The organism is Nonomuraea thailandensis (assembly GCF_024172165.1).
GTDB classification, from domain to species: Bacteria; Actinomycetota; Actinomycetes; order Streptosporangiales; family Streptosporangiaceae; genus Nonomuraea; species Nonomuraea thailandensis.
In genome coordinates this window covers 7,037,902-7,060,231 of the sequence record NZ_JAMZEB010000002.1, presented here as the reverse complement: position 1 = coordinate 7,060,231, position 22,330 = coordinate 7,037,902, and the positions used below count along the sequence as shown (strand labels likewise).

General features: G+C 72.3%; 19 protein-coding genes. 4 read left to right on the top strand and 15 right to left on the bottom strand.

Annotated features, from left to right (window positions below; genetic code table 11):
• Positions 1-49: 49 nt before the first annotated feature.
• Positions 50-1,210: a hypothetical protein gene (locus HD597_RS36265; protein ID WP_253748112.1), complete on the bottom strand. Its 1,161-nt coding sequence runs from the start codon at positions 1,208-1,210 to the stop codon at positions 50-52.
• A gap of 223 nt (positions 1,211-1,433) precedes the next feature.
• Between HD597_RS36265 and HD597_RS36260 the strand changes: the two genes are divergently transcribed.
• On the top strand, positions 1,434-3,296 hold the full coding sequence (locus HD597_RS36260; protein WP_253748110.1) for an ABC transporter ATP-binding protein: 1,863 nt from the start codon (positions 1,434-1,436) through the stop codon (positions 3,294-3,296).
• Between the two features lie 30 nt (positions 3,297-3,326).
• Here the strand turns inward: HD597_RS36260 and HD597_RS36255 are convergent, their stop codons facing one another.
• The 3 genes from HD597_RS36255 to HD597_RS36245 form a co-directional block, all read right to left on the bottom strand.
• Positions 3,327-4,370, bottom strand: a complete 1,044-nt coding sequence (locus HD597_RS36255; RefSeq protein WP_253748108.1) for an NBR1-Ig-like domain-containing protein — start codon at positions 4,368-4,370, stop codon at positions 3,327-3,329.
• 80 nt (positions 4,371-4,450) lie between these two features.
• Positions 4,451-7,033 (bottom strand): NPCBM/NEW2 domain-containing protein, encoded by a 2,583-nt coding sequence (locus HD597_RS36250; RefSeq protein ID WP_253748106.1) that lies wholly within the window; start codon positions 7,031-7,033, stop codon positions 4,451-4,453.
• 198 nt (positions 7,034-7,231) lie between these two features.
• Entirely contained in the window at positions 7,232-7,543 is a 312-nt protein-coding gene (locus HD597_RS36245) for an EthD family reductase (protein ID WP_253748104.1), read from the bottom strand.
• A gap of 129 nt (positions 7,544-7,672) precedes the next feature.
• Here HD597_RS36245 and HD597_RS36240 point away from each other — a divergent pair, with 129 nt between their 5' ends.
• Positions 7,673-8,089 (top strand): hypothetical protein, encoded by a 417-nt coding sequence (locus HD597_RS36240; RefSeq protein WP_253748102.1) that lies wholly within the window; start codon positions 7,673-7,675, stop codon positions 8,087-8,089.
• Here the strand turns inward: HD597_RS36240 and HD597_RS36235 are convergent.
• The 4 genes from HD597_RS36235 to HD597_RS36220 are packed head-to-tail and all read right to left on the bottom strand — an operon-like array spanning position 8,076 to position 14,413.
• Positions 8,076-8,924, bottom strand: a complete 849-nt coding sequence (locus HD597_RS36235; protein ID WP_253748100.1) for a hypothetical protein — start codon at positions 8,922-8,924, stop codon at positions 8,076-8,078. The genes HD597_RS36240 and HD597_RS36235 overlap by 14 nt on opposite strands.
• A 52-nt stretch (positions 8,925-8,976) precedes the next feature.
• Positions 8,977-10,482, bottom strand: a complete 1,506-nt coding sequence (locus HD597_RS36230; RefSeq protein ID WP_253748098.1) for an SLC13 family permease — start codon at positions 10,480-10,482, stop codon at positions 8,977-8,979.
• A gap of 26 nt (positions 10,483-10,508) precedes the next feature.
• A complete protein-coding gene (locus tag HD597_RS36225) occupies positions 10,509-13,277 on the bottom strand; it encodes an FAD-binding and (Fe-S)-binding domain-containing protein (RefSeq protein WP_253748096.1) in 2,769 nt (922 codons plus the stop codon).
• Positions 13,274-14,413 carry a pyridoxal-phosphate-dependent aminotransferase family protein gene (locus tag HD597_RS36220; RefSeq protein WP_253748094.1) on the bottom strand — a complete coding sequence of 380 codons (1,140 nt, stop codon included), beginning with the start codon at positions 14,411-14,413 and terminating at the stop codon, positions 13,274-13,276. Before HD597_RS36220 ends, HD597_RS36225 begins: the two co-directional genes overlap by 4 nt.
• 88 nt (positions 14,414-14,501) lie before the next feature.
• On the opposite strand from HD597_RS36220, the gene HD597_RS36215 reads away from it, so the two are divergent.
• Positions 14,502-15,218: an IclR family transcriptional regulator gene (locus HD597_RS36215; protein WP_253748092.1), complete on the top strand. Its 717-nt coding sequence runs from the start codon at positions 14,502-14,504 to the stop codon at positions 15,216-15,218.
• On the opposite strand, the gene HD597_RS36210 is transcribed toward HD597_RS36215, so the two are convergent.
• Positions 15,208-15,744 carry a hypothetical protein gene (locus HD597_RS36210; RefSeq protein ID WP_253748090.1) on the bottom strand — a complete coding sequence of 179 codons (537 nt, stop codon included), beginning with the start codon at positions 15,742-15,744 and terminating at the stop codon, positions 15,208-15,210. The genes HD597_RS36215 and HD597_RS36210 overlap by 11 nt on opposite strands.
• A 137-nt stretch (positions 15,745-15,881) precedes the next feature.
• Between HD597_RS36210 and HD597_RS36205 the strand changes: the two genes are divergently transcribed.
• Positions 15,882-17,210, top strand: a complete 1,329-nt coding sequence (locus tag HD597_RS36205) for an MFS transporter (RefSeq protein WP_253748088.1) — start codon at positions 15,882-15,884, stop codon at positions 17,208-17,210.
• Here the strand turns inward: HD597_RS36205 and HD597_RS36200 are convergent.
• The 6 genes from HD597_RS36200 to HD597_RS36175 form a co-directional block, all read right to left on the bottom strand.
• Positions 17,207-17,866 (bottom strand): GntR family transcriptional regulator, encoded by a 660-nt coding sequence (locus HD597_RS36200; RefSeq protein WP_253748086.1) that lies wholly within the window; start codon positions 17,864-17,866, stop codon positions 17,207-17,209. The genes HD597_RS36205 and HD597_RS36200 overlap by 4 nt on opposite strands.
• Before the next feature lie 65 nt (positions 17,867-17,931).
• Positions 17,932-18,693, bottom strand: a complete 762-nt coding sequence (locus tag HD597_RS36195; RefSeq protein WP_253748084.1) for a fumarylacetoacetate hydrolase family protein — start codon at positions 18,691-18,693, stop codon at positions 17,932-17,934.
• An 8-nt stretch (positions 18,694-18,701) separates the two neighbouring features.
• Complete coding sequence (locus HD597_RS36190) at positions 18,702-19,721, bottom strand: ABC transporter substrate-binding protein (RefSeq protein WP_253748082.1); 1,020 nt, start codon at positions 19,719-19,721, stop codon at positions 18,702-18,704.
• Complete coding sequence (locus HD597_RS36185; protein ID WP_253748080.1) at positions 19,718-20,605, bottom strand: ABC transporter permease; 888 nt, start codon at positions 20,603-20,605, stop codon at positions 19,718-19,720. The genes HD597_RS36190 and HD597_RS36185 overlap by 4 nt, the downstream gene beginning before the upstream one ends.
• Positions 20,602-21,456: an ABC transporter permease gene (locus tag HD597_RS36180; RefSeq protein ID WP_253748078.1), complete on the bottom strand. Its 855-nt coding sequence runs from the start codon at positions 21,454-21,456 to the stop codon at positions 20,602-20,604. The genes HD597_RS36185 and HD597_RS36180 overlap by 4 nt, the downstream gene beginning before the upstream one ends.
• Positions 21,453-22,244 carry an ABC transporter ATP-binding protein gene (locus HD597_RS36175; RefSeq protein ID WP_253748076.1) on the bottom strand — a complete coding sequence of 264 codons (792 nt, stop codon included), beginning with the start codon at positions 22,242-22,244 and terminating at the stop codon, positions 21,453-21,455. Before HD597_RS36175 ends, HD597_RS36180 begins: the two co-directional genes overlap by 4 nt.
• Positions 22,245-22,330 lie beyond the last annotated feature (86 nt).

Here is a 22,330-nt window from a genome sequence, read left to right as displayed (position 1 = left end):
CTCGTCCTGGAGACGTAGCAAATTGCCCCTATCGCCGTGATATGGCCGCTCAGCAGATCGTCTGTCGGCTGTTGACCAGCGTGTTGTTCCTGAAGGTGGTGTTGACGCCGCACGGGTTCTCCGTGATGGCGGAGTTCGTCACCGTCAGGTTCTGGATGACGATGTCGGAGGTGTTGGGGAACTCCGAGCGGGCCGCCAGCCGGATGTCGCCGGGGCCCGTCACCGTGCCGCCCTGGGCGGCGATGTTCACGTTGTGGCAGTTCTCGATGAGGATCGCGTTGTTGCCGGTCTGCGCGAGGTCCACCCGGTCGATCACCGCGCCGCCGCTCTCCGAGACGCAGAAGACGCCGCGCCCGCCGCCGCGCGCGATCACCTGGCCGACGCGGATGTTGGTGGGGTAGGAGCTGCCGATCCGGCCGTTCCTGTTGGCCATGCGGAAGGCCGCGTAGCCGGTGCCGGTGCCGGCGCCCTGGGCGTCGACCGTGCTCACCGTGGCGTTGATGGTGTCGTTCAGCAGCAGGCCGGAGTGGCCGGTGTTGCGGGCCGTGACGGTGCCGACGGTCAGGCCGTCCACGCCGTACGTCTCCACGCCGTGGGTGCTGGTGCCGGAGACGTAGACGTTGCCGATGCGCACGTTCCTGGTGCGCACGCTGCGGTCGCCGTGGTTGTCGACGCGGATGCCCAGGCCGCCGGACAGGCGCAGGTCGATCTGGCCGAGCGTGACGTTGACGCCGTTGCGCACGAAGATGCCGTAGAGCGGGGCGCCGGTGACGTTGAGGTGCTGCACCTCGACGTCGGTGACGCCTCTGGCGTACACGACGGCCTGGTCGCCGGAGCCCGAGCCGGTCACGTTCACGGTGCCGCAGACGTCCAGCACCGTGTAGCTCGGCAGGGACAGCCGCGAGCCGGCGCTCATCGAGCCGGAGCCGCGGACCACGACCCGCTGCTTCGACGTGCGGCCGGCGGTGAGGCTGCCGACGGCGGCCTGCATGGCCGACAGCATGCTGGTCCCGGTGTAGACCGTCCTGCTGCCGTTGCGCGCGGTCCAGGTGCTGCCGCTGAGCACCGCCTCCGCGTTGTACGAGCCGTCGCCGCACGCGAGCGCGGACGTCGTGGCGCCGGCCGGGGCGGACAGGGGAGCCGCCACGAGCGCCATCGCGGTGAGCCCGGCCGCCAGGCCGAAGGTCCTGGGCTTGCTACTGCTTCGCATACTCAGCTCCTGGAGGTGGGGGATTCCGGAGGAGAATGAATCGATTCATCACCCTGCAAGCCTCTCAACTGCGCGGATATCCGGCGAGAGGAAGGCTTGCGGCGGAAGAACCGTGGGGAGTATTGCAACGTTCAAATCGGCCGTCAACAAGCCGTGAAAGTTACATGACTCCGCCAGTCATCCGCCATCGGAAACTGTCGGTGGTCGCGTGCACACTCAATGCATGCAGAACGAGCCACTCGAACTCGGCGAGATCTCCTTCTCCTCCTGGTACGCCCACACCGACAAGATGGCGGAGGTCGGCTTCCTGACCATCGCCAGAAGGCTCCCCTCGCTCGTCGGCCAGGCGATGCGGATGGCCTGGCAGGCCAGCCCGCGCGACGCGCTGGCCACGGTCGCGCTCAACCTGCTCGGCGGGGTGTTCACCGCGTTCGGTCTCCTGGCCACCACCGGCGTGCTGACCGCCCTGTTCAGCGAGGGCCCCACCCCCGGCCGCGTCATGGCCGCCCTGCCCGGCCTGGCCCTCGTCGCCGGCGCCGCGGTGCTGCGCACGGCGACGCAGGCCGGCGCGGGCTGGGCGCAGTCACGCCTCACCCCGCAGATCGCCCGCCTCACCGAGGAGCGCCTGTACGGCCTGACCAGCCAGGTGGAGCTCGTCGCCTACGACGACCCCGACTTCCACGACGCCATGGAACGCGCCGGCAGCCGCGGCGTGTCCATGGCGAGCTCGGTGGTGACGTCGGCCGTCGACACGGTCACCGCCGCCGTCGGCATCGTGGCCGCCGCGGGCGTGCTCGGCGTGCTGCACCCGGTGCTGCTCCCGCTCCTCCTGCTGGCCGTGCTCCCCGACGCCTGGGCCGCCGTCCGCAGCGCGCGGATGCGCTACTCCACGATGTACGCGCTCATCCCGGCCCGCCGCCGCAAGTGGATCATCGGCCAGCTCCTGGCGGAGCGGGAGCCGGCCGCCGAGGTGCGCGCGTTCACCATGCGCGGCTTCCTGCTGCGCATGTACGACGCGGTGGCCAGGGCCGAGCAGGACGTCATGCTCGGCCTGGCCCGCCGGCAGATGGCGGCCAGGCTCGTGGGTGAGGCGCTCGGCGGCCTCGGCACGGCGCTCGTCTACGTCGCGCTCGGCGTCCTGCTCGCCGTCGCCGCCATCCCCCTGGCCGTGGCCGGCACCGCCGTCCTGGCCATCCGCTCGGGCCAGACCTCCCTCGGCAACCTCATGTACGCCACCAACCGCCTCTACGAGGAGGGCCTCTACTTCACCGACTTCCTCGACTTCTGCGCCGAGGCCGAGCGCCGCCTGACCGTGCCGCGCCCGGCCCCCGCCCCCGAGGGCTTCGAGTGCGTCACCGCGTCGGAGGTGACCTTCACCTATCCGGGCGCCTCCGCTCCGGCCCTGCGCGGGGTGTCGATCGAGATCAAGCAGGGCGAGGTGATCGCGTTCGTCGGCGAGAACGGCTCCGGCAAGACCACCCTGGCCAAGATCCTGTCCGGCCTGTACGAACCCGACACCGGCACCGTCCGCTGGGACGACACCGACCTGCGCCAGGTCAGCCCCGAAGCCCTGCGCCTGCGCACCGCCGTCATCGCCCAGGACCACACCCGCTGGCCCCTCACCGCCCGCTACAACATCACCATGGGCACCGGCAAGGGCGAGCCCGCCCTGCACGCCGCCGCCGCGGTCGCCGGCGCCGACGAGGTCATCGCCGGCCTCCCCCACGGCTACCGCACCCTGCTCGACCGCCGCTTCAAGGACGGCCACGAGCTGTCCGGCGGCCAATGGCAGCGCATCGCCGTCGCCCGCGGCTTCCACCGCGACGCCGACCTGCTCATCTGCGACGAACCCACCGCCGCCCTCGACGCCCGCGCCGAACACGCCCTCTTCGAACGCATCCGCCACCACGCCGACGGCCGCACCGTCCTGCTCATCACCCACCGCCTGGCCAGCGTCCGCTACGCCGACCGCATCTACGTCCTCGACCACGGCCGGATCACCGAACAAGGCGACCACGACACCCTCATGTCCCTCGACGGCCTCTACGCCGACCTCTACACCCTCCAGGCCACCGCCTACCGCTGAGCCGGCTGGGCGTGGGCGGTGCCGCCTCGCTCAGGCCACGCTGACGTCCAGGAAGATGGGCTTCTTGGCGGCCAGGAGCGGGGTGCCGTGTTCGTCGGTCATCTTCCAGAAGATCTTGCAGCGGCCGGGGGAGTCGGCGGCGCGCACGCGTACCGTGATGTCGACCGACTCGCCCGGCAGGACCGGGACGATCGCGACCCGCTTGGGGGCCTTGCAGGGAGTGTCGTTCATGCGGGTGAGGTAGCGGTCCTGCCAGTGGACGTTGCCCGCGTTGCGGATGCGCCAGGTCTTGTCGAAGGACGTGCCCGGCTGCACGACGGTGCCGTCGGGGTAGGTCACGTCCTGCTCGAAGACCGAGTCGTCGTGCGGGGTGATCGGCGGGGTGATCGGCAGGCTGATCGGCGGGGTGGGGCGGGCGGCGGGCTCGCTCGGCGCGTCGTCCGCGACGTACGGGAGGATCCAGCCGATGAGGACGGCTGCCGCGCCGGCCACCGCGCAGATCGCGGCCAGGACGGCGGCCCGCCTGCCGCGACGGGATCGGCCGCCACCGGGCGAAGGGGGGTCCTCTTCGGTGGAGGCGCGGTCGCCGTAGGGGTGGGCGTTTTCAGGTGAGGGGCGGTCGTCTCCAGGTGGCGGCGGTGAGGCCCCGGCGCCGGGGGCGCCGGACGTGGACATGTGCGTGTCGTCGCGTCTCGTGTCGTCGCGCGTCGTGTTCTCGCGCCTGGCGGCGGGGCCGCCGTGCGCGGCCTCCTCCCAGTACGCCCGCCACTCGCGCCTGACCTCGTCCGCGTCCCGGCCCAGCCGGTCGACGGCCAGCACGCGGACGAACTCCCAGGTCGTCTCCCAGCTCGGCAGCGTGCTGCCCCGGGCCGCCGCCGCGAGGGAGGACTTGGAGGCCGCGGCCCCGAGACGGGAGGCCATGTCCGCGAAGGACGGGTCGCCCGCCTGCTCCTTGAGCTCCCACAGCCGGTGTGCGAGGAGCGCGACGGGGCCGGAGCCCGGGTCGGGCCGGACGGGGCGGCGGCCACGCCGCGCCCCCGTGCCCTCGTCCTGCGATCCGGGCGACTGCGTCATCCCACCTCTGTTCCGCTCGGCCGCGCCGTGCGGCCCCGTGCCGCACGGCGTCAAGACCCATGGAGATTACCAAAACCGCTTCATTCGGCCCTGACGTTGTCGATGAGCACCTCGCCTCCGGTGTTGAGGAACACCCACACCGCGCGGACGTCGCTCCGGTCGAGGGTGACACCGGCGGGGCAGCTGAGCTGGTCGAACCGCTCGGTGACGGTCTTGCTGGAGTGCGGGTTCGTCCAGGTCCACAGGCCGCCCTGGCACCACGAGAAGCCCTCGCCGACCTGGACGGCGATCTCGCCGACGGTGCCGACGTCCCCGGCCTTCAGGTCGAACCTGAGCATCGTCGCGCCGGACAGGTCGAGCGGCGTGGACAGCGGCCTGCCGAACCAGTTGCCGGCGACCGGGGTGGACACCTTGAGGCCGTTCGCGCCCTCGGTGTGGAAGAGGGGTGACTGTGCCACGGTGCCGCCGTCGCCCGGGTTGGCGATGGTGAAGCCCTCGGTGCCGGTCTCGAAGGAGAACAGGGTCCGCGACTCCGGCAGGACCGGGCTGTCGTCCGGTACGCCGCCGCAGGTCAGCACGGGTGTTGCCCAGTCGGCGTGAGTGCCGGTCGCCGCGGACTCCGCCACCAGGCGCAGCCACGCCGCGCCGGTCAGGTCGGCGGTGAGGGTCTTCGGCGCCTCGCCGGCGGCCACGGGGCCGCTGGCCGCGGCGGCGGTGTCGTCGGCGTACACGGTGAACGTGGCGGGGCCGCCCGCCGCCTCGTCGTCGATGCCCACGTCGGTGACGAGGCGCGAGCACCGGCCGCCGAGGTAGTAGCGCAGCTCGCTGCCGGTCGTGGTGCCCAGGCCGCGGGTGTGCACCTGGCCGGCGATGGTGATGAGGTTGCCGTCGTTCTCCAGAGGGCCGCCGTTGCTCTGGTCGGCCTCCACGGGGCCGGTCGCGTTGGCCGAGGTGACGGGGGAGATCGTGCTCAGGTGGCGGCGGCCGTCCTCGGGGGCGGTCACGACCACGGCGATGATCTGGCTGGAGGTGGTGGCGGCGCGTTGCCGGGGGCCCCACCTGTAGGAGGCTGTGACGTCGATCGGGTAGCGGCCCGCGGGGGTGTCCGCGGGGACGCCGATCTGCCAGGTGGTCTCCAGCGTGGCGTCCGTGGCCAGCCGGGCGCGCCGCGCCGGGGTCGCCGGGGCGGCCGTCCAGCCCGCCGGCACCTCCGCCGCCACGGACAGGTCGCGGATGGCGCCGACCCCGCGGTTGGTCACGGTCGTCGTCAGCGCGCCACCACCGGCAGGTTCGGGCCCTGCCGTCGCCGGCGTGTCGTCGCCGGCGGGTTCGGATGCGGCGGTTGCCGGTGTGGCGCCGTCCGCTGACGCGGGCCCGGTCGTCGGCGGGGTGGTGTCGCTGGTGGGGCCGGGGACGACCGTGCCGAGTCCGGCGCCGACCGCGACCGCCGGCGCGACCGTGGCGGGGTCGCGCAGCGGGCGTACGCGGTAGACCACGGTGCCGTGCGCCGGGACGCCCGCCGAGATCGTGGAGCGGACCTGGGTCGTGGCGCCGGTCCAGACGTCCGTCAGCCGGTACGCGCCCGCGCGCCGCAACCCGGTCTCGCCCGTGGCGACGCCGACCGTGGCCAGCGTGTCGGTGGAGTTGTACAGGGCGATGGCCCGGTCGCCGCCGGCGAGGGGCTTGTCCAGCACCATGAGGCCGTTCTCGTCCGAGACGACCGCGCCCTGCACACCTAGCCGGTCCTGGTCGATGGCGATGAGCTCCCTGTTGCCGAGGATCGCCATCGTCTCGGCGGAGGCGGTGCGCAGGTCGGTGCCGATGATCAGCGGGGCGGCCATCATGGCCCACATGCTCATGTGGGTGCGGTACTCGGTGGCCGTCATCCCGCCGTTGCCGATCTCCAGCATGTCGGGGTCGTTCCAGTGGCCGGGCCCGGCGTACGGGGCCAGCGGCGCGTTCTGCCGGATGATGGAGCGCAGGCTCGCCCAGTTGTCGCTGATGTCACCCGTCGTACGCCACAGGTGCCCGATGCCCTTGGCCCACGTCCACGGCTGCGAGGTGCCCCACTCGCAGATCGAGTACACGATCGTCCGCCCGGTCCTGTCGAGCGCCTGGCGCATGGCGGTGTAGCGCCGGACGTAGTCCTCCTGCGAGCCGTCCGACTGGTTGTTGCAGTTGTCGTACTTCAGGTAGTCGACGCCCCAGTCCGCCCAGGTCTGCGCGTCGAGCTCCTCGTGGCCGAGGCTGCCGGGGTAGCCGGCGCACGTCTTGGTGCCGGCGTCGCCGTAGATGCCGAGCTTGAGCCCCTTGCTGTGGACGTAGTCGGCCACGCCCTCGATGCCGCTCGGGAACTTCGCCGGGTCCGGCACGAGCCGGCCGTCCGGGCCGCGCTCCCGCAGCGACCAGCAGTCGTCGATGTTGACGTACTGGTAGCCGGCGTCCTTGAGCCCGCTGGAGACGAGGACGTCGGCCGTCTCCTTGATCAGTGTCTCGTTGACGTCGCAGCCGAACGCGTTCCAGTTGTTGAAGCCCATGGGCGGCGTGGCCGCCAGGGGCGGGGGAGGGGGTGCCGCCTGGGCGGCGGGTGGGGTGAGGATCGGCCAGACGAGTGCCAGGGACAAGACGAGGGCCGCGACGGGCCGTCCCCGATTCCGCATCATGCGCCTCCAGGGTGACATGCGGTCAGCGACTGTGGACGCTATAGACGCGGCCAAGGGGCGTCAATACGTGGATTAACTGGTTCATCAAGGCGCTGCGGCGTTGTCGAACCATTTCGATGGGCGCGAGCAGGGCGGATCGCCGTGGGTGACGGAGCCGTACGCTGTGAATCGGTTAAGTGACGACCCGCCCAGGCGCGCTCAGACCACCGTGCCCGCGGGCCCGGTGAGCAGCGTGGCGCCCTTCCCGGCGAAGTTCGCCAGGTCGGCCACCGCCGCCTGGCCCTCCTCGCTGGTCGCGGCGGCCTCGAACGCCTGCTGGTCGTCGAAGGTCAGCACGGCGACGAGGTGGTACGGGGGCTGCTCGCCTCCGGTGGCGGCGGGCCGCATGGTCGTGTACGAGCGCACGCCCGGCATGCGGGACGCGAGCGGGGCGTGCGTCTCGTCGTAGTGCTTGTCGAACGCCGCGGCGTTGTCCGGCTGGTTGTACAGCACGATGAGCTGGTAAGCCACTGTCGCCTCCGGAGGCAGATGGATGTGCCCTCTGATCAAACCTCCGCTCCCGGCCTCGGCGATAGGGTCGGCGGCGGGGTCGTTCGCGCTCTACGGTGAACGCAGGAGTGCGTTCGAGGGAGGGGCCGCATGGACCGGATCGTGGTGGCGGCGGGCAGGGCCCTGGTGGCCGCCATGGCCGGCGACGACTGGCAGGCCGCGCGCGACGGCACGGTGTCGCTGTGGCGGCGGGCCCGTCCCGCGGAGGCCGAGGCCGTCGGCGCGGAGCTGGAGATCGTCCGCGAACAGGTGCTGGAGGCCCGCGCCGACGGCGACGAGGACACCGAGCGGGCGCTGGCCGGGCCCTGGCAGCTGCGGCTGCAGGCGATGCTGCGCGCGGACCCGGCGATGGCCGGGGAGATCCAGCGGGTGCTGGACGAGGTGCTGCGGCCCGCGCCGGCTCCGGCCGAGCAGGCCCGCGTCGGCTCCATCGTGATGGAGGCCAGGGCGAGCGGCCAGGGCCGGATCTACCAGGCGGGCCGGGACCTGCACATCAACGAGGGGTGATGGCGTTGCGGTCCAGGGTGAGCGGCTCGTCGCCTTCGGGCTGGGCGAACGGGCCCTCCAGGTCGTCGAAGGAGACGACCTCCTCCGCCGGCGGCGGCGTGATCTTCACCTTGGCGCCGTAGCCGGTGTAGCGGGTGTCGATCAGCGGGTGGGCGGAGTCCTTGACCGTGTTGCCGTCCATGTCCACGCCCACGCTCGTGTAGGAGTACTCCGTGATCAGGCGGACGGGCAGCCCGCGGCGGTCGAGGAAGAGCCGGTAGGAGACCTTCTTGAACCACGCGTGGTCGTACTTCTCGTACAGGTCGTCCCTGGTGACCACGCCGCGGTACTCGCCGCCCTCGCGGACCGTCGCCTTGGCCAGCAGCGTGCGCAGGATCCGGGGGTTGAAGACGTCCACGACCTGGTCGCCCCGCTGGCCGGTGTTGCCCCAGGACGCCACCCCCGGGCTGAACCGGATCCACGTCTTGCCCTCCGGCATCGGGCCCCACTCGAAGCCGCGCACGTACGTGTGGCGGCCGACCTTCACCGCCCGCAGCTCCTGCGATGACCGCTTGTCCCCGACGGTGATCCGCCACGACGTGGCGAGGTCGTAGTCCACGGCTCCCGACCTGCCGAAGCCGATCGTGCCGGTGGTTCTGGCCGGCTCCAGGTTCTTGTCCGAGGGGAGCTTGCTGACGGTGGTCTCCGAGACCCGGACGCCGCGGCCTTCGGCGAAGTACTCGCGCAGGCTCTTGACCGGGTCGGGGGGAGCGGGCGCGGCGTGGGCCTGGCCGCCGGTGAGCGTGGCGGCGGCCAGGCCCGTGGCGAGGAGCGCGGTCGTGAGGCGTCGGTGCATGGGGGATTCCTCCGCTGTCGATGGGGCGCAGGAGAATCCTGGCCGCATGCGATCACGGACGGATCTCACATGCCGCGAGGGCCGGGGGACGAGCTAGCCGAGCCAGCCGGGGACGACCAGGACGGCCCAGGCCGCCAGCGGGCCCACCAGGACGATCACGCCGCCGTAGGCCAGCAGCTTGCGGTAGAAGTCGTCGCGCTGCATGCCCCTGACGTTGGCCGTCAGCAGCGCCCCCGTCGTCGAGAACGGGCTGACGTCCACGATCGCCGACGACACCGACAGCGCCGCGATCATCGCGATCGGGCCCAGCGTGCCCTGCGACAGCAGCGGCACGGCGAGCGGCACCAGCGCGCCCCAGGATGCCCACGGTCGAGGCGAAGGCCGACGCGACGCCGCCCACGTAGCAGATGAGCAGCGCCACCAGCAGCGGGATGCCGATCGCGGCCACCGCCGAGCCGACGTAGTCCACGGTGCCGATCTCCTGGAGGACGCCGACGTACGTGACGACGCCGCAGATCAGCAGCACGGTCGGCCAGGCCACCTTCTCCACGGCGCCCTTGTTGGACCTGGGGGAGGTGAGCATGAGGACGACGGCCACGGTGACGGCGGTCAGGCCGACGTCCAGCTTGAAGGCCAGGACGGCCAGGCAGAGGGCGAGGATGCCGGTCAGCGTGAGGGCCTGGTGCGGGGTGAGGCGCAGGCTGCCGCCGGTCGCGGGCTCCGCCTCGACCTCGCCCCCGCCACCGGGGGTGGTCGCGGTCGCGGTGCCGCTTCGTGCGGCGCTCGCGGCCGGAGCGGGGGAGGGCGCGGGCTCTTCGGACGGCGTGCCGTTGCCGGTCGCGGTGGGGCCGGTGGCGGTGGGGCCGGTGGCGGTGGGGCCGGTGGCGGTGGGGCCGGTCGCGGTAGTGCCGGGGGTGCCGCCCTCGGGGGCGGCCGGGCTCAGGGCGTCGCGGCCCACGAGGTGGCGCCCGCCGAAGACGAAGAAGACGGCCACGGCCGCGGCGGCGTTGAAGGCGAAGCTCGACAGGAACAGCACCAGGTTGTTCCCGGGCAGGTTCGCCTCGCTGGTGACGCCGTTCACGATCCCGCCCAGCACGCTGATCGGCGAGAACGCGCCCGCCTGCGTCCCGTGCGCCACCATGAGCCCGATCAGCATCGGATGGATCCTGTAGTCGGCCGCGAACCCGAACGCGATCGGCGCCAGGATCGCCGCCACGGCCGGCGCGGGCGCGCCCACGGCCGTCAGCAGCGCCGAGATGACGAAGACGACCAGCGGGATCGCGGCCAGCCGCCCCCGCACGAGATGCACCGCGGCGCGGACGAGCCAGTCGACGGTCCCGTTGTTGGTGGCGATCGCGAACAGCAGCGTCACCCCGACCAGGATCACGAACAGGCTGCCGGGGAACGCGTCCAGGATGGCGTCGGTCTCCATGCCGGCGGCCAGCGTGCCGACCAGGAAGGCGCCGACGAGGGCCAGCGCCCCGAGGTTCACGGGGAAGATCGTGGCCACGACGAACATGGCGATGAGGGCGAGAATGGACAGGAGCTCTGCGGACACTGCGTACTCCGATCTCCCCCGAGGCGTTATGGCAGGCCGGCCGCCCAGCGGATGAGCTCGACCGGATGGCGGGCGGCGCGTCCCGCCCCGTGTGCGATCTGCTGGCGGCACGAGACCCCCGTGGCCGCGAGCAGCGTGTCGGGTGAGGATGCGGCGATCGCCGGGAAGAGCCGGAGAGCGCCGATCTTCATGGACAGGTCGTAGTGCTCGGTCTCGAAGCCGAACGATCCGGCCATGCCGCAGCAGCCGGCGTCGATCTCCGTCACCTCCGCTCCCGGGATCCTGGACAGCAGCTCGCGCGTGGCGGCGGTGCCGGTGACGGCCTTCTCGTGGCAGTGGCCGTGCAGGAGGATCCGCCGCCCGCGCAGCGCGTCGCCCAGCGCCAGCGAGCCGTCGTCGACGGCCTCGGCGAGCAGTTCGGGGACGAGCCTGGCGCGGGCCGCCACGGCCGCCACGCGCGGATCGCCGGGGAGCAGCGCGGCGTACTCGTCCTTGAGCGTCAGCAGGCAGGACGGCTCCAGGCCGACGATCGGCGCGTCGGAGCCGGACAGGCGGGCGACCATGTCCCCGGCCATCGCCCGCGCCCGGTCGAGCAGGCCCTTGGAGAGGCTGGAGCGGCCGCAGCAGCCCTCGGAGGCCAGGCGCACCCGGTAGCCGGCGCGCTCCAGCAGCTCGACGGCGGCGCGGCCGACGGCGGGCTCGGTGTAGGTGGTGAAGGAGTCCGCCAGCAGGATCACCTCCCGGCCGGTCCCCTTGACGGGCCGGCGGGCGTACCAGCGAAGGAGGTTGCCGCGCTGGAAGCGGGGCAGCGGGCGACGCCGGCTCAGGCCGAGCGGGCCGCGGGCGGCGCCGGCCAGCCAGTTCGACAGCGGCGCGGTGGCCGAGCCGAGCCGGTTGAGCGCCCTGATCGCGCCGAACGCGCGCGCCCGCAGCGGCACGCCGTGCTGCTGCTGGTACTGGTGGAGGAACTCGCTCTTCATCGCCGCCATGTCGACCCCGAGAGGGCACTCCGACTGGCACGCCTTGCACTCCAGGCAGAGGTCCAGGATGCCGTGCAGCCGCTCGTCGCCCAGCGCCTGCCGCGGATCCGGCGACGACAGCGCCTTGACCAGGGCGTTGGCCCGGCCGCGGGTGGAGTGCTCCTCCTCGCGGGTGGCCATGTACGACGGGCACATGACGCCCGTGTCGTCCTTGCGGCACACGCCGACGTTCATGCACCGGTCGGCGGCCCCGTGCAGGCCGCCCGTCCCGAACGAGAGGGTCGTGGCCAGCGGGGGCGGCGCGGGCATGGCCGGGTCGCGCAGGTGCTCGGTCATCGGCGGGGCGTCCACGATCTTGCCGGGGTTCAGCCGGCCGTGCGGGTCGAAGACGTGCTTGACCTGCCGCATCGCCTCGTAGACGGCGTCGCCGAACAGGCGCCGGTTGAACTCGGAGCGGGCCAGCCCGTCGCCGTGTTCGCTGGAGTTCACCCCGCCGTGCCGGGCGGCCAGGTCGGCGATCTCCTCGGCCACGGCCCGCATCGTGCCGATCTCGCCCGGCTGCCGCAGGTCCACGAACGGGCGGACGTGCAGGCAGCCGACCGAGCAGTGGCCGTAGAAGCCGGCCCGCAGCCCGTGGCGGCCGAGGATCCGCGCGAACTCCTCGACGTACGGCAGCAGCCGGTCCGGCGGCACGGCCGTGTCCTCGACGAACGCGAGCGGCCTGCGGCTGCCCACGCTGGAGGCCATCAGCAGCCCGAGCCCGGCCTTGCGCACCTTCAGCACGGCCGCCTGCTGCTGCGCGGTGACGGCGCGGAGCGTGTGGTAGCCGTGGCCGTTCGACTTCCAGATCGCGGCCAGCTTGTCCACCCGGTCGGCCACCTCGGCCGGGGTGTCGCCGAAGAACTCCACGAACAGCAGCGCCTCCGGCTCGCCCGCCAGGATGTCGCCGAGCCCGGCGTAGTCCACGCGCTGCTTGGACAGCTCCAGGATGGCCTTGTCGAGCAGCTCGACCGAGGCGGCCTCGAAGGCGAGGGCGTCGGCGGTGGCGGCGATGGCGGCCGGGGTGGAGGCGAAGTGGCCGACGGCGATGGCCTTGGCCTTCGGCAGGTCGACCAGCCCCACCGTGGCCTCGGTGACGACCGCCAGCGTGCCTTCCGAGCCGACGATCAGCTTGGTGAGGTCCCCCCGCGCGGCGGCGTCGAGGCGGTAGCCGCCCGAGTGGCGCCAGAAGCGGGGGAAGCCCGACAGGTCGAGGCCGCCCAGGATCCGCGCGACGGCCGCGTTCAGCCGGGCGTCGGTGGCCAGGTCGGGCGTGGTGGCGTCGGCCAGCACCACGCGCAGCGCCTGGACGTGGTCGATCGTGGAGCCGTACAGGATGGAGTGGCTGCCGGCCGAGTTGTTGCCGATCATCCCGCCGATCGTGGCCCGGTTGCTGGTGGAGGTGTCGGGCCCGAACATCAGCCCGTGCCTGCGGGCCGCCCGGTTGAGCTGGTCCTGCACGACGCCGGGCTGTACCCGCGCGGTCCTGCCGTCGATCTCCAGGATGCGGTTCATGTGCCGCGAGAAGTCGACGATGACGGCCGCGCCCACGGTCTGGCCGGCCAGGCTGGTGCCCGCGCCGCGCGGCAGCACCGGCACGCCCAGCTCGCCGCACGCCAGCACCAGGGCCTGCACGTCCTCCGCGTGCCGGGGGAAGGCGACGGCGAGCGGCTCGATGGCGTACATGCTGGCGTCGGAGGAGTACAGGTGCCTGGTGTAGGGGTCGTCCCGGACGTCGCCGGCGATCAGCGGGGCCAGCGTGCGGGCCAGACTCACGAAGAGACCTCCAGGTACGCCAGCGCCGCCCGCGCCCCGCCCTCCTTGATCGGCACCCCGGCCGCCGACAGCCCCATCTCGACGCCGCTCAGCGTGCCCGCGAGCATCAGATCGTTGAAGTGGCCGAGATGCCCGATGCGGAAGACCCTGCCGGCCAGCCGCCCGAGCCCGGTGCCGAGCGACATGTCGTACCGTTCCAGGATCAGCCGCCTGACCGCGTCGGCGTCGTGCCCGTCGGGCATCAGCACGGCGGTCAGCGAGCTGGAGTGCTCGCGCTCGTCGGCGCACAGCACCTCCAGCCCCCAGCCGCGCACGGCCCGCCTGGTCGCCTCGGCGTGCCGGTCGTGCCGGGCGAAGACCGCGTCCAGGCCCTCCTCCTCCAGCATGATCAGCGCCTCGCGCAGGCCGTACATGAGGTTGGTGGGCGGCGTGTACGGGAAGAAGCCCTGCCGGTTCGCGGCGATGATCGGCTCCCAGTCCCAGTACGACCGGGGCAGCCGCCCCCGATGGGCCAGGGCCTTCGCGCTCACCGCGTTGAACCCCATGCCGGGCGGCAGCATCAGCCCCTTCTGGGAGCACCCGACGGTGACGTCCACCCCCCACTCGTCGTGGCGGTGGTCCATCGAGCCGAGCGACGAGATCGTGTCCACCAGCAGCAGCGCCGGGTGCCCGGCCCGGTCGAGGGCCGCGCGGATCTCCGGGACGCGGCTGCGCACGCCGGTCGAGGTCTCGTTGTGCACCACCATGACGGCGGCGACGTCGGGCGTGAGCCGGCCTGCCAGCGCGTCCGGGTCGGCGCCGTGCCGCCAGTCGCCCGGCACGACGTCCACGACCAGCCCCAGCCTGGCGGCCAGCTCGCACCACAGCGCGGAGAAGTGCCCGGTCTCGAACGCCACCACCTTGTCACCCGGCGACAGCGTGTTGACCAGCGCCGCCTCCCACGCCCCCGTGCCCGAGGACGGGTAGACGACGACGGGCCCGGCGGTCTTGAACACGGTCTTCAGCCGTTCGAGCAGCTCTGCCGCCAGCCGGGCGAACGCGGGCCCCCGGTGGTCGATCGTGGGCTGGGCGATGGCCCGCAGCACCCGATCGGGGACGTTCGTCGGCCCGGGAATCTGCAAGAAGTGCCGGCCCACTGTCTGACCACCTCCGTGCCATCACACGGCACGGCGTGCCGCTGTGCGGTTCATTAACATTAAAATCGGTCCGCAGAGGAGTCAATGCATGCAGAACGTGATCAACGCCCTCCGTGTGCTCGAAGAGGTCGCCCACCGGCAGCCGATCGGCGTGGGGGAGCTGGCACGCGGGCTCGGCCTGCCCAAGAGCACCGTGCAGCGCTCGCTGAAGACGCTGCACGAGGCCGGGTGGATCAGGCCGGCCGGAGGCGAGGTCACGCGCTGGCAGGTGACCAGCAAGGCGCTCCAGGTGGCCCGCCGCACCGAGCTGGGGCTGCGTGACGCGGCCGTGCCGGTCATGGAGGAGCTGCGCCAGCGCACCGGCGAGACGATCCACCTCATGGTGCCCGAGGGCGACGCGGTCGTGCTGATCGAGCGGCTGGAGACCGACAAGCCGCTGCGCATCGTGCTGCCGCTGGGCATCCGGCTGCCGCTGCACGCCTCCGCCAACGGCAAGGCCGTGCTGGCCCACCTCGGCCGATCGCCCGACGAGCTGCCCGCCTACACCGGCACCACGATCACCGATCCGGGCGCGCTCCGCGCCGAGCTGGACGCCGTGCTGCGGCGCGGGTACGCCGACAACCGCGGCGAGTGGCGCGCCGACATCGCCGCCGTCGCCGCCGCGGTCCTCGGCCCCGGCGGCCCGATTGCCAGCCTCAGCGTCTCCATCCCGGCCAGCCGCATGACGGAGGAGCTGCGCGCGGAGTACGGCAAGCTCGTCACGCAGGCCGCCAGGACGCTGGGCCGGGAGCTCGTCAACGCGTAGGGCTGGGCGAGCCGGTGGGCGGCGCGGTGACCCCCGGCGACGGCGACGGCGGGCCCGCCGGCGCGGACGGCAGGTCGGCGAAGTGACCCGTCCGCGTCATGACCGGCACCATCAGGCGCACCGGCTCGGCCTCGCGGAAGGTGAACGTCATCGGCACCACGTTGCCGCGCACCCCGGTGGCCGTGCCGATCGGCTTGTTGCCGGTGCCGACGGCCTGGTCGGGCGGCAGAGCGAGCGGCTGCCCGGCGAGCTGCACCGTGCCGCCGCCCTCCATGGTGATCCGTTCGAGCTGGTCGGGCCGCTGGGCGTCGTTGACGATCACCCCGAAGAGCGCCTGCTGCGCGGGCGGCGAGGCCGAGTCGGTGCCGGCCAGGAGGAAGATGTTGCGCAGGCTCAGGCTGTCGCCCACGTTGGCGTTGGCCCCGTCGTTCTGCGGGACCCTGTTGGCCTCGTCGAAGCCGGCGATCGTGCAGCCGCTGACCGCCAGGGTCACGACCGCCACGACGGCGGCGATTGGACGCATCACGTCAGCTTCTCCCTCCGGACGGTAGTCGTTCCAATACCCCCGAACACCGCCCCGAACCAGCACTTTCAGCCTGGTGACCATCGATGATGCATCATGTACCGTCACCGTTAACGCGTGACCTACCCCAGGAGCGGTAGATGGTTGAGCAAGGACTCGACGCGACAGGTCAGCAGAAACGACGGCAACTGGTCCGCGCGGTGGTCGCCTCCGCCGTGGGCACCTCGATCGAGTGGTACGACTTCTTCCTCTACGGCTTCGCCGCCAGCACCATCTTCGCGGAGCTGTTCTTCCCCACCAGCGATCAGACGACGGGCCTCCTGCTCGCCCTCGGCACCTACTTCGGCGGCTTCGCCGCCCGCCCCATCGGCGCGGCGATCTTCGGACACTACGGTGACCGCATCGGGCGCAAGGCCACCCTCATCATCACCCTCATGACCATGGGCGTCGCCACCGCCCTCGTCGGCCTGGTGCCCACCTACGAGCAGATCGGCATCTGGGGCGGCATCCTGCTCACCCTCCTGCGCCTGCTCCAGGGCATCAGCGTCGGCGGCGAGTGGGGCGGGTCGGTGCTGCTGGCCACCGAGTGGGGCAAGTCGCGCGGCGGGCGGCGCGGCTTCCTCGGGAGCTGGCCGCAGTTCGGCGTGCCCGTCGGGCTCGTGCTCGGCTACCTGGCCCTGCAGGTGTTCGAGCCGCTGGACCCGTACTGGGGCTGGCGCATCCCGTTCCTGCTCAGCGTCGTGATGGCGGCCATCGGCCTGTACATCAGGCTCGGCATCCTGGAGACGCCGGTCTTCGCCAAGGTCGTCGCGGAGAACAAGGTCGAGCGGGTGCCCGTCCGGCAGGTCCTCGTCATGAACTGGCGGGAGATCGTGCTCAGCGCGCTGCTGCGCACCGGGCAGCAGGCGCCGTTCTACATCTTCACGGTCTTCATCCTCACCTATGCCACCAGGACGCTGGGCTTCGCGGCGAGCGACGTCTACACGTACGTGATCGTGGCCGGGATCGTGTCGCTGTTCACGGTGCCGTTCTGGGGTTACATCTCCGACCTGGTCGGGCGCAGGAGGCTCTACATCGTGGGCGCCCTGGCCATGCTGGCCTGGTCGTTCGTCTACTGGCCGCTGCTCGACACCCGCGTGCCCGCGCTGGTCTTCCTGGCCATCGTGCTGGCCGCGCCCATCCACGACATCCAGTACGGCCCGCAGGCCACGTTCATCGCCGAGAGCTTCACCGGGCGGCTGCGCTACAGCGGCGCCTCGCTCGGCTACCAGCTCGCCTCCATCACGGCGGGCGGGCCGGCGCCGCTCATCGCGGTCTGGCTCTACGCGACGTACCAGAGCTCCATGGCCATCGCGATCTACATGGCCATCTGCGCAGCGATCAGCGTCGTGGCGGCGTACCTGCTGAAGGACCGCTCGCAGCAGGACTACGCCGTCGAGTACGACGAGCCGCCGGCCAAGGCCGGTTAGGCGAGCCGTTCGAGGGCGGCCATGGTCGCGTCGAGGTGGCGCAGCACGATCTCCACCGCCTCCTCGGCGCGCCGCCCCCTGAAGGCCGTCACCAGCTCGCGGTGGTCGCGGTCGGCCTCCGCCCGGCGCGCCCGCTCCTGCCCGCGCAGGGACAGGCCCACGTAGACGGCGGCGCCGTCGCGCAGGCCCTTGAGGATCGCGCACAGCCGGGGCGAGCCGGCCGCGTCGCCGAAGACGGCGTGGAAGCGGCGGTTGAGCTCGACCCATTCGCCCGGGTCGAGCTCGTCGCGCATGCGCCGCCGCAGCCCCTCGGCGCGGTCGATCTCGTCGTCGGTGATACGTTCCACGGCCTTGCGGATCGAGACGGGCTCCAGCATGCGCCGCAGCTCGTAGATCTCCCTGACCTCGGACAGGTCGAACTCGCGCAGCATCGCGCCCTTGTGGGCGTCGATCCTGATCAGCCCCTCGCCGGCCAGGTCGCGCAGGGCCTCGCGGACGGGCGTGATGCTCACCTTGAGCTGGGCGGCGATGTCGGCCTGGACGAGCCGGTAGCCGAGGGGCAGATCGCCGCCGAGGATCGCCCGCCGGAGCGTTTCGTAGACGAAGGCGTGCGCGGTGCGCGCGGGCGGGCCGGGCTTGAGCACGACGGTCGTCACGATTGCCACTATATGGCGCGCTCCACCGCGGCGACCTGGCGGCACCCGGCGGTGTCACAGCGCTGTCACGGCTCCTCCGCCACCACCGGATTGCTCAGCTCGCCCAGCCCCTCCACCGCCACGGTCATCGTGTCGCCCGGCTGCACCGGGCGCACCCCCGGCGGGGTGCCGGTCATGATGACGTCGCCCGGCTCCAGCGTGGAGAAGGCCGACACGTACGCGATCAGCTCGGGGATGCCGAAGATGAAGTCCCTGGTGCGGCCGTCCTGGCGCAGCTCGCCGTTCACCGTGCAGGTGACGCGCACGTCCGACGGGTCGAACCCGGTGTCCACCCACGGGCCCAGCGGGCAGAAGGTGTCGAAGCCCTTGCCGCGCGTCCACTGCGGGTCGCTCTTCTGGATGTCGCGGGCCGTGACGTCGTTGCCGATGGTGTAGCCGAACACCACCGACATCGCGTCCTCGGGCCTGATCCGGCGCCCCGCGCGGCCGATCACCACGACCAGCTCCGCCTCCGGGTCGAGCCGCCCCGACAGCGACGGGTAGACGACCGCGTCGCCGGGGCCGGCGATCGACGACGGCGGCTTGAGGAAGATCAGCGGCTCCTTCGGCACGGGGTTGCCGAACTCGGCCGCGTGGTCGGCGTAGTTCCGGCCGACGCACAGGATCTTGCTCGGGGTGACGGGGGCGAGCAGCCGCACGTCGCCGCCCACGGGGTCGCCGGGGACCAGCGCCGTGTACGGGTCTCCGGCGGCGGCGCGCACCGTGCCGCCGGCCTCGATCACCCCCCACCGCGCCGTGCCCGCGTCGTCGTACCTGATGATGCGCATCTCGCTCCTCAGCAGCCGTTGTACTCGTTCGTCCAGAGGCGGCCCTCGGCCGCGTCCGCTCGGTCCTCGAGGATTCTCAGCCTGAGCATGACATCGAGCGTGCGCCGGACCACGGCCGGGTCGAAGCAGCCCCGGTCGGACAGCGCCGAGGTCATCGCCTTGACCGTGCGCAGCACCGTCGCCTGGTCGCTGCTGCCCAGGTCGTCCATGATCTGGGCGGCCACCGCGTCGGGCTGCTGCTTGACCTTGACGGTCGCCTGCGCCAGCACCCGGCTGAAGGCTGCCGCGGTCGCGGCGTTCTCAGCGGCCCACTGGCGCGAGGTGGCCCAGGCGGTGTAGTCGAACTTGTCCAGCTCCGGCACCTCGCCCTTGGGCCCGTCGATGAGGACCACGCCGAAGCCCTTCTCCGCGGCCACGTACGGGGTCGGCGGCGACAGGTGGTAGGCGTCGATCTGGCCCTGCTCCAGCGCGGCCAGCAGCGCGGACCCGCCGCCGAGCGGCACCAGCTCCACGTCGCGCTCCGGGTCCAGGCCGACCGAGCCCAGGTAGTAGCGCATGTACGTGTCGGTGGGGGAGCCCGGCGAGGTGATGCCGATCTTGAGCCCCTTGAGCGCGCCGAGCCGGTCGCGCAGCGGCGAGGCCGCGGTGACGTTCTTGCGCTCGGCGACCTCCTTGCGCATGACCAGCGTGAGCGTCACCCGGTTCAGGATGTCGTGGGCCATGACCACCGAGTCGTCGCCGGCCTTGCTCAGCTCGGCCAGGTCCTCGAAGCCGACGTCGGCGTACTGGGCCTGGCCGGAGGCGAGCGCGGCGATGCTGTCGTTGCCGCTCTCCACCTCCACGATCTCGACCGTGAGGCCCTCCTTGGCGAACAGGCCGTCGTCCTTGGCGACGTACAGGGCGGACAGGAACACGTTCGGCGCGGACGCGATCGTGATCCTCTTCGCCTCCTGCGCCGGCTCCCCGGCGCCGCCGCAGCCGGCGACCGCGGCGAGCAGCACCACGGCCGTTCCTGATCGGGCTCTCATGAGACCTCCTCACCGCGCAGCCGGACCTCCGGCCGCCAGCGCAGCACGCGGGACAGGGGACGCAGGGCCAGCGACAGGAGCAGGACGATCGCGGCCAGCACGATCGTGCCCGCGATCACCCCGGCGGTCTGGTAACGCCCGGCCGCCGCCCTGGTCAGGTAGCCGATGCCGCGGTTGGAGGCGATGAACTCGCCCACCACCGCGCCGATCATCGCGGCGGGCAGCGTGACGCGGAAGGCCGCCAGCACGTACGGCAACGCCCCCGGCAGCAGCACCGACCGCATCGTGACCCACCGGTCGCCGCCCAGCACGCGCGTGACGTCGATGAGGCCCTGCGGCACCTGCCTGATGCCCTCGACGGTGTTGATGAAGACGACGAAGAACACGAAGTACGCGGCCAGCACGACCTTGGGCGTGAGCCCGATGCCGAACCAGAGGATGAACACCGGCCCGAGCGCCACCGCCGGCACCGAGTACGCGATGAGGAAGTACGGCTCCACCACCCGGTAGGCCACCCGGCGCAGCGCCAGCGGCCAGGCCAGCAGCACCCCGAGCAGCGCGCCCGCGAGGAAGCCCAGCGCGGCCGAGGTGAGCGTGAAGCGGGCGTGCGCCCAGAAGCCGGGGGAGAGCGCCCACTCGGCCAGCCGCCCGGCCACGGCCGACGGGCTGCTGACGAAGAACGGCCGGATCAGGGTGCCGGAGGCCAGCTCCCAGGCCACGACGGCGCCCGCCGCCAGCCCGATCCGGCCCGCCCACACGATCGCCCGCCGGGTCGTGCGGCGGCGCGCGTGCCTGGCGACCTGATCAGCGAGCACCCGCTCACCCGCCGGCGCGGCCCCGGCGCGCTCCTCGGGCGCGCGCTCTTCGGGCGTCCGCTCGCTCATCCGTGCGGCCCTTGCGCGCACCACGGCAGGGCCCGTGACTCCACGGCCCTGATCACCGCGTTGACCAGCATCACCAGCACGGCCACCACCACGATCCCGGCGAACACGGTCGCCGTCTCGAACTGGCGCGACGACCGTACGATGAGGAAGCCCAGCCCCTGGGTCGCCGCGATGAACTCGCCGAGAACGGCGCCGACCATCGCCCGCGAGAACGTCAGCCGGATGCTCGCCACCACGGCGGGCGCCGCGCCGGGCAGCACGACCGTCCGCACCAGCCTCGCTCCCCGCGCCCCCATCACCCGTGACACCTCGACCAGGCCCGGGCTGATGCCGCGCACGCCCGCGACGGTGTTGGCCAGCACGATCAGGAACACCATCAACGCCGCCAGCAGCACCTTCGGCAGCAGCCCGAGCCCGAACCACATGATGAACATGGGTGCCAGCGCGATCTTCGGGATCGAGTAGAACGCCGCCAGGAACGGCCCCGCGATCTCGTCCAGCACCGGCACCGCCACCAGGATCAGCGCCGCCGCCAGCCCCACCGCGATGCCGATGAGGTAACCCGCGCCCGCCTCGCCCAGCGTCACCCCGATGTGCCCCCACAGCTCACCGTCGAGGACGAGCCCGGCGAGGCGGGCCGCCACCTCCGACGGGGAGCTGACGTAACGGCGCTCCACGACCAGCGGCGCCCCGAACTCCCAGAGCGCCAGCAGCGCCACCCCCAGCAGCACGATCCCGGACCGCACGAGCAGCCGCTCCCTGGCCGCGGCGGTCCGGGACCGGGCCGCGGCCTGCGCGAGCACCTGCGCCGTGGCGTGCTCCGTGGTCCCGCGGGCGTCCCTGAGCGTCATGTCGCCGCGATCTCCATGCGGATGTCGTCCCACAGCGCGTCGTAGAGCTGCCTGAACTGCGGGACGTCGTGGATGTGGAAGACGTCCCGGGGACGGGGGAGCCGCACCTCGTACTCCCGCTTGATGCGGCCGGGGCGGCAGGTGAAGGTGATGATCCGGTCGCTCAGCGCGATGGCCTCGACGAGGTCGTGGGTGACGAACAGGACCGTCGGCCGCTTCAGCTCCCACAGCTTGAGCAGCTCGTCCTGGAGGATCACCCGGGTCTGCGCGTCCAGCGGGCCGAACGGCTCGTCCATGAGGACGACGTCGCTGTCGTAGACGAGCGTGCGCACGATCCCGGCCCGCTTGCGCATGCCGCCTGACAGCTCGTGCGGGTAGTGGTCCTCGAAACCCGCGAGCCCGACCAGCTCGATGAACTCCCGAGCCCGGCGGCGCCGCTCGGCCTTGGGGACGCGGCGCAGCTCCAGGCCGTACTCGACGTTGCGCAGCATCGAGCGCCACGGCAGCAGGTTGTCGTCCTGGGTGATGTAGCCGACGTCGGTGTTGATGCCGGTGACCGGCCCGCCGTGGTGCACCACCCGCCCCGCGGACGGCTGGATCAGCCCGGCGAGGAGGTTGAGCACCGTGGACTTGCCGCACCCCGACGGGCCGACCAGGCTGACGAACTCGCCGGGCCGGGCCTCGAAGCTCACGTCCTCCAGGGCGAGCAGCGGCTGCGCGGAGCGCCCTCGCGGGACGAACGCCTTGTAGACGGCCTCCAGGCGGACGGCCGCTGCCTGATCTGCCATGCCTATCAGCTCCATACCGGATACCGAAGATGGTAGACCGTCTACCGGCGAGATCAAGGTGTCACATGGTGCACCGCGCGGCCGTA

Coding starts and splice junctions, on each gene's coding strand:
- HD597_RS36265 (WP_253748112.1), bottom strand. CDS start 1,210: ATGCGAAGCAGTAGCAAGCCCAGGACCTTCGGCCTGGCGGCCGGGCTC.
- HD597_RS36260 (WP_253748110.1), top strand. CDS start 1,434: ATGCAGAACGAGCCACTCGAACTCGGCGAGATCTCCTTCTCCTCCTGG.
- HD597_RS36255 (WP_253748108.1), bottom strand. CDS start 4,370: ATGACGCAGTCGCCCGGATCGCAGGACGAGGGCACGGGGGCGCGGCGT.
- HD597_RS36250 (WP_253748106.1), bottom strand. CDS start 7,033: ATGATGCGGAATCGGGGACGGCCCGTCGCGGCCCTCGTCTTGTCCCTG.
- HD597_RS36240 (WP_253748102.1), top strand. CDS start 7,673: ATGGACCGGATCGTGGTGGCGGCGGGCAGGGCCCTGGTGGCCGCCATG.
- HD597_RS36235 (WP_253748100.1), bottom strand. CDS start 8,924: ATGCACCGACGCCTCACGACCGCGCTCCTCGCCACGGGCCTGGCCGCC.
- HD597_RS36215 (WP_253748092.1), top strand. CDS start 14,502: ATGCAGAACGTGATCAACGCCCTCCGTGTGCTCGAAGAGGTCGCCCAC.
- HD597_RS36205 (WP_253748088.1), top strand. CDS start 15,882: ATGGTTGAGCAAGGACTCGACGCGACAGGTCAGCAGAAACGACGGCAA.
- HD597_RS36195 (WP_253748084.1), bottom strand. CDS start 18,693: ATGCGCATCATCAGGTACGACGACGCGGGCACGGCGCGGTGGGGGGTG.
- HD597_RS36190 (WP_253748082.1), bottom strand. CDS start 19,721: ATGAGAGCCCGATCAGGAACGGCCGTGGTGCTGCTCGCCGCGGTCGCC.
- HD597_RS36185 (WP_253748080.1), bottom strand. CDS start 20,605: ATGAGCGAGCGGACGCCCGAAGAGCGCGCGCCCGAGGAGCGCGCCGGG.
- HD597_RS36180 (WP_253748078.1), bottom strand. CDS start 21,456: ATGACGCTCAGGGACGCCCGCGGGACCACGGAGCACGCCACGGCGCAG.
- HD597_RS36175 (WP_253748076.1), bottom strand. CDS start 22,244: ATGGCAGATCAGGCAGCGGCCGTCCGCCTGGAGGCCGTCTACAAGGCG.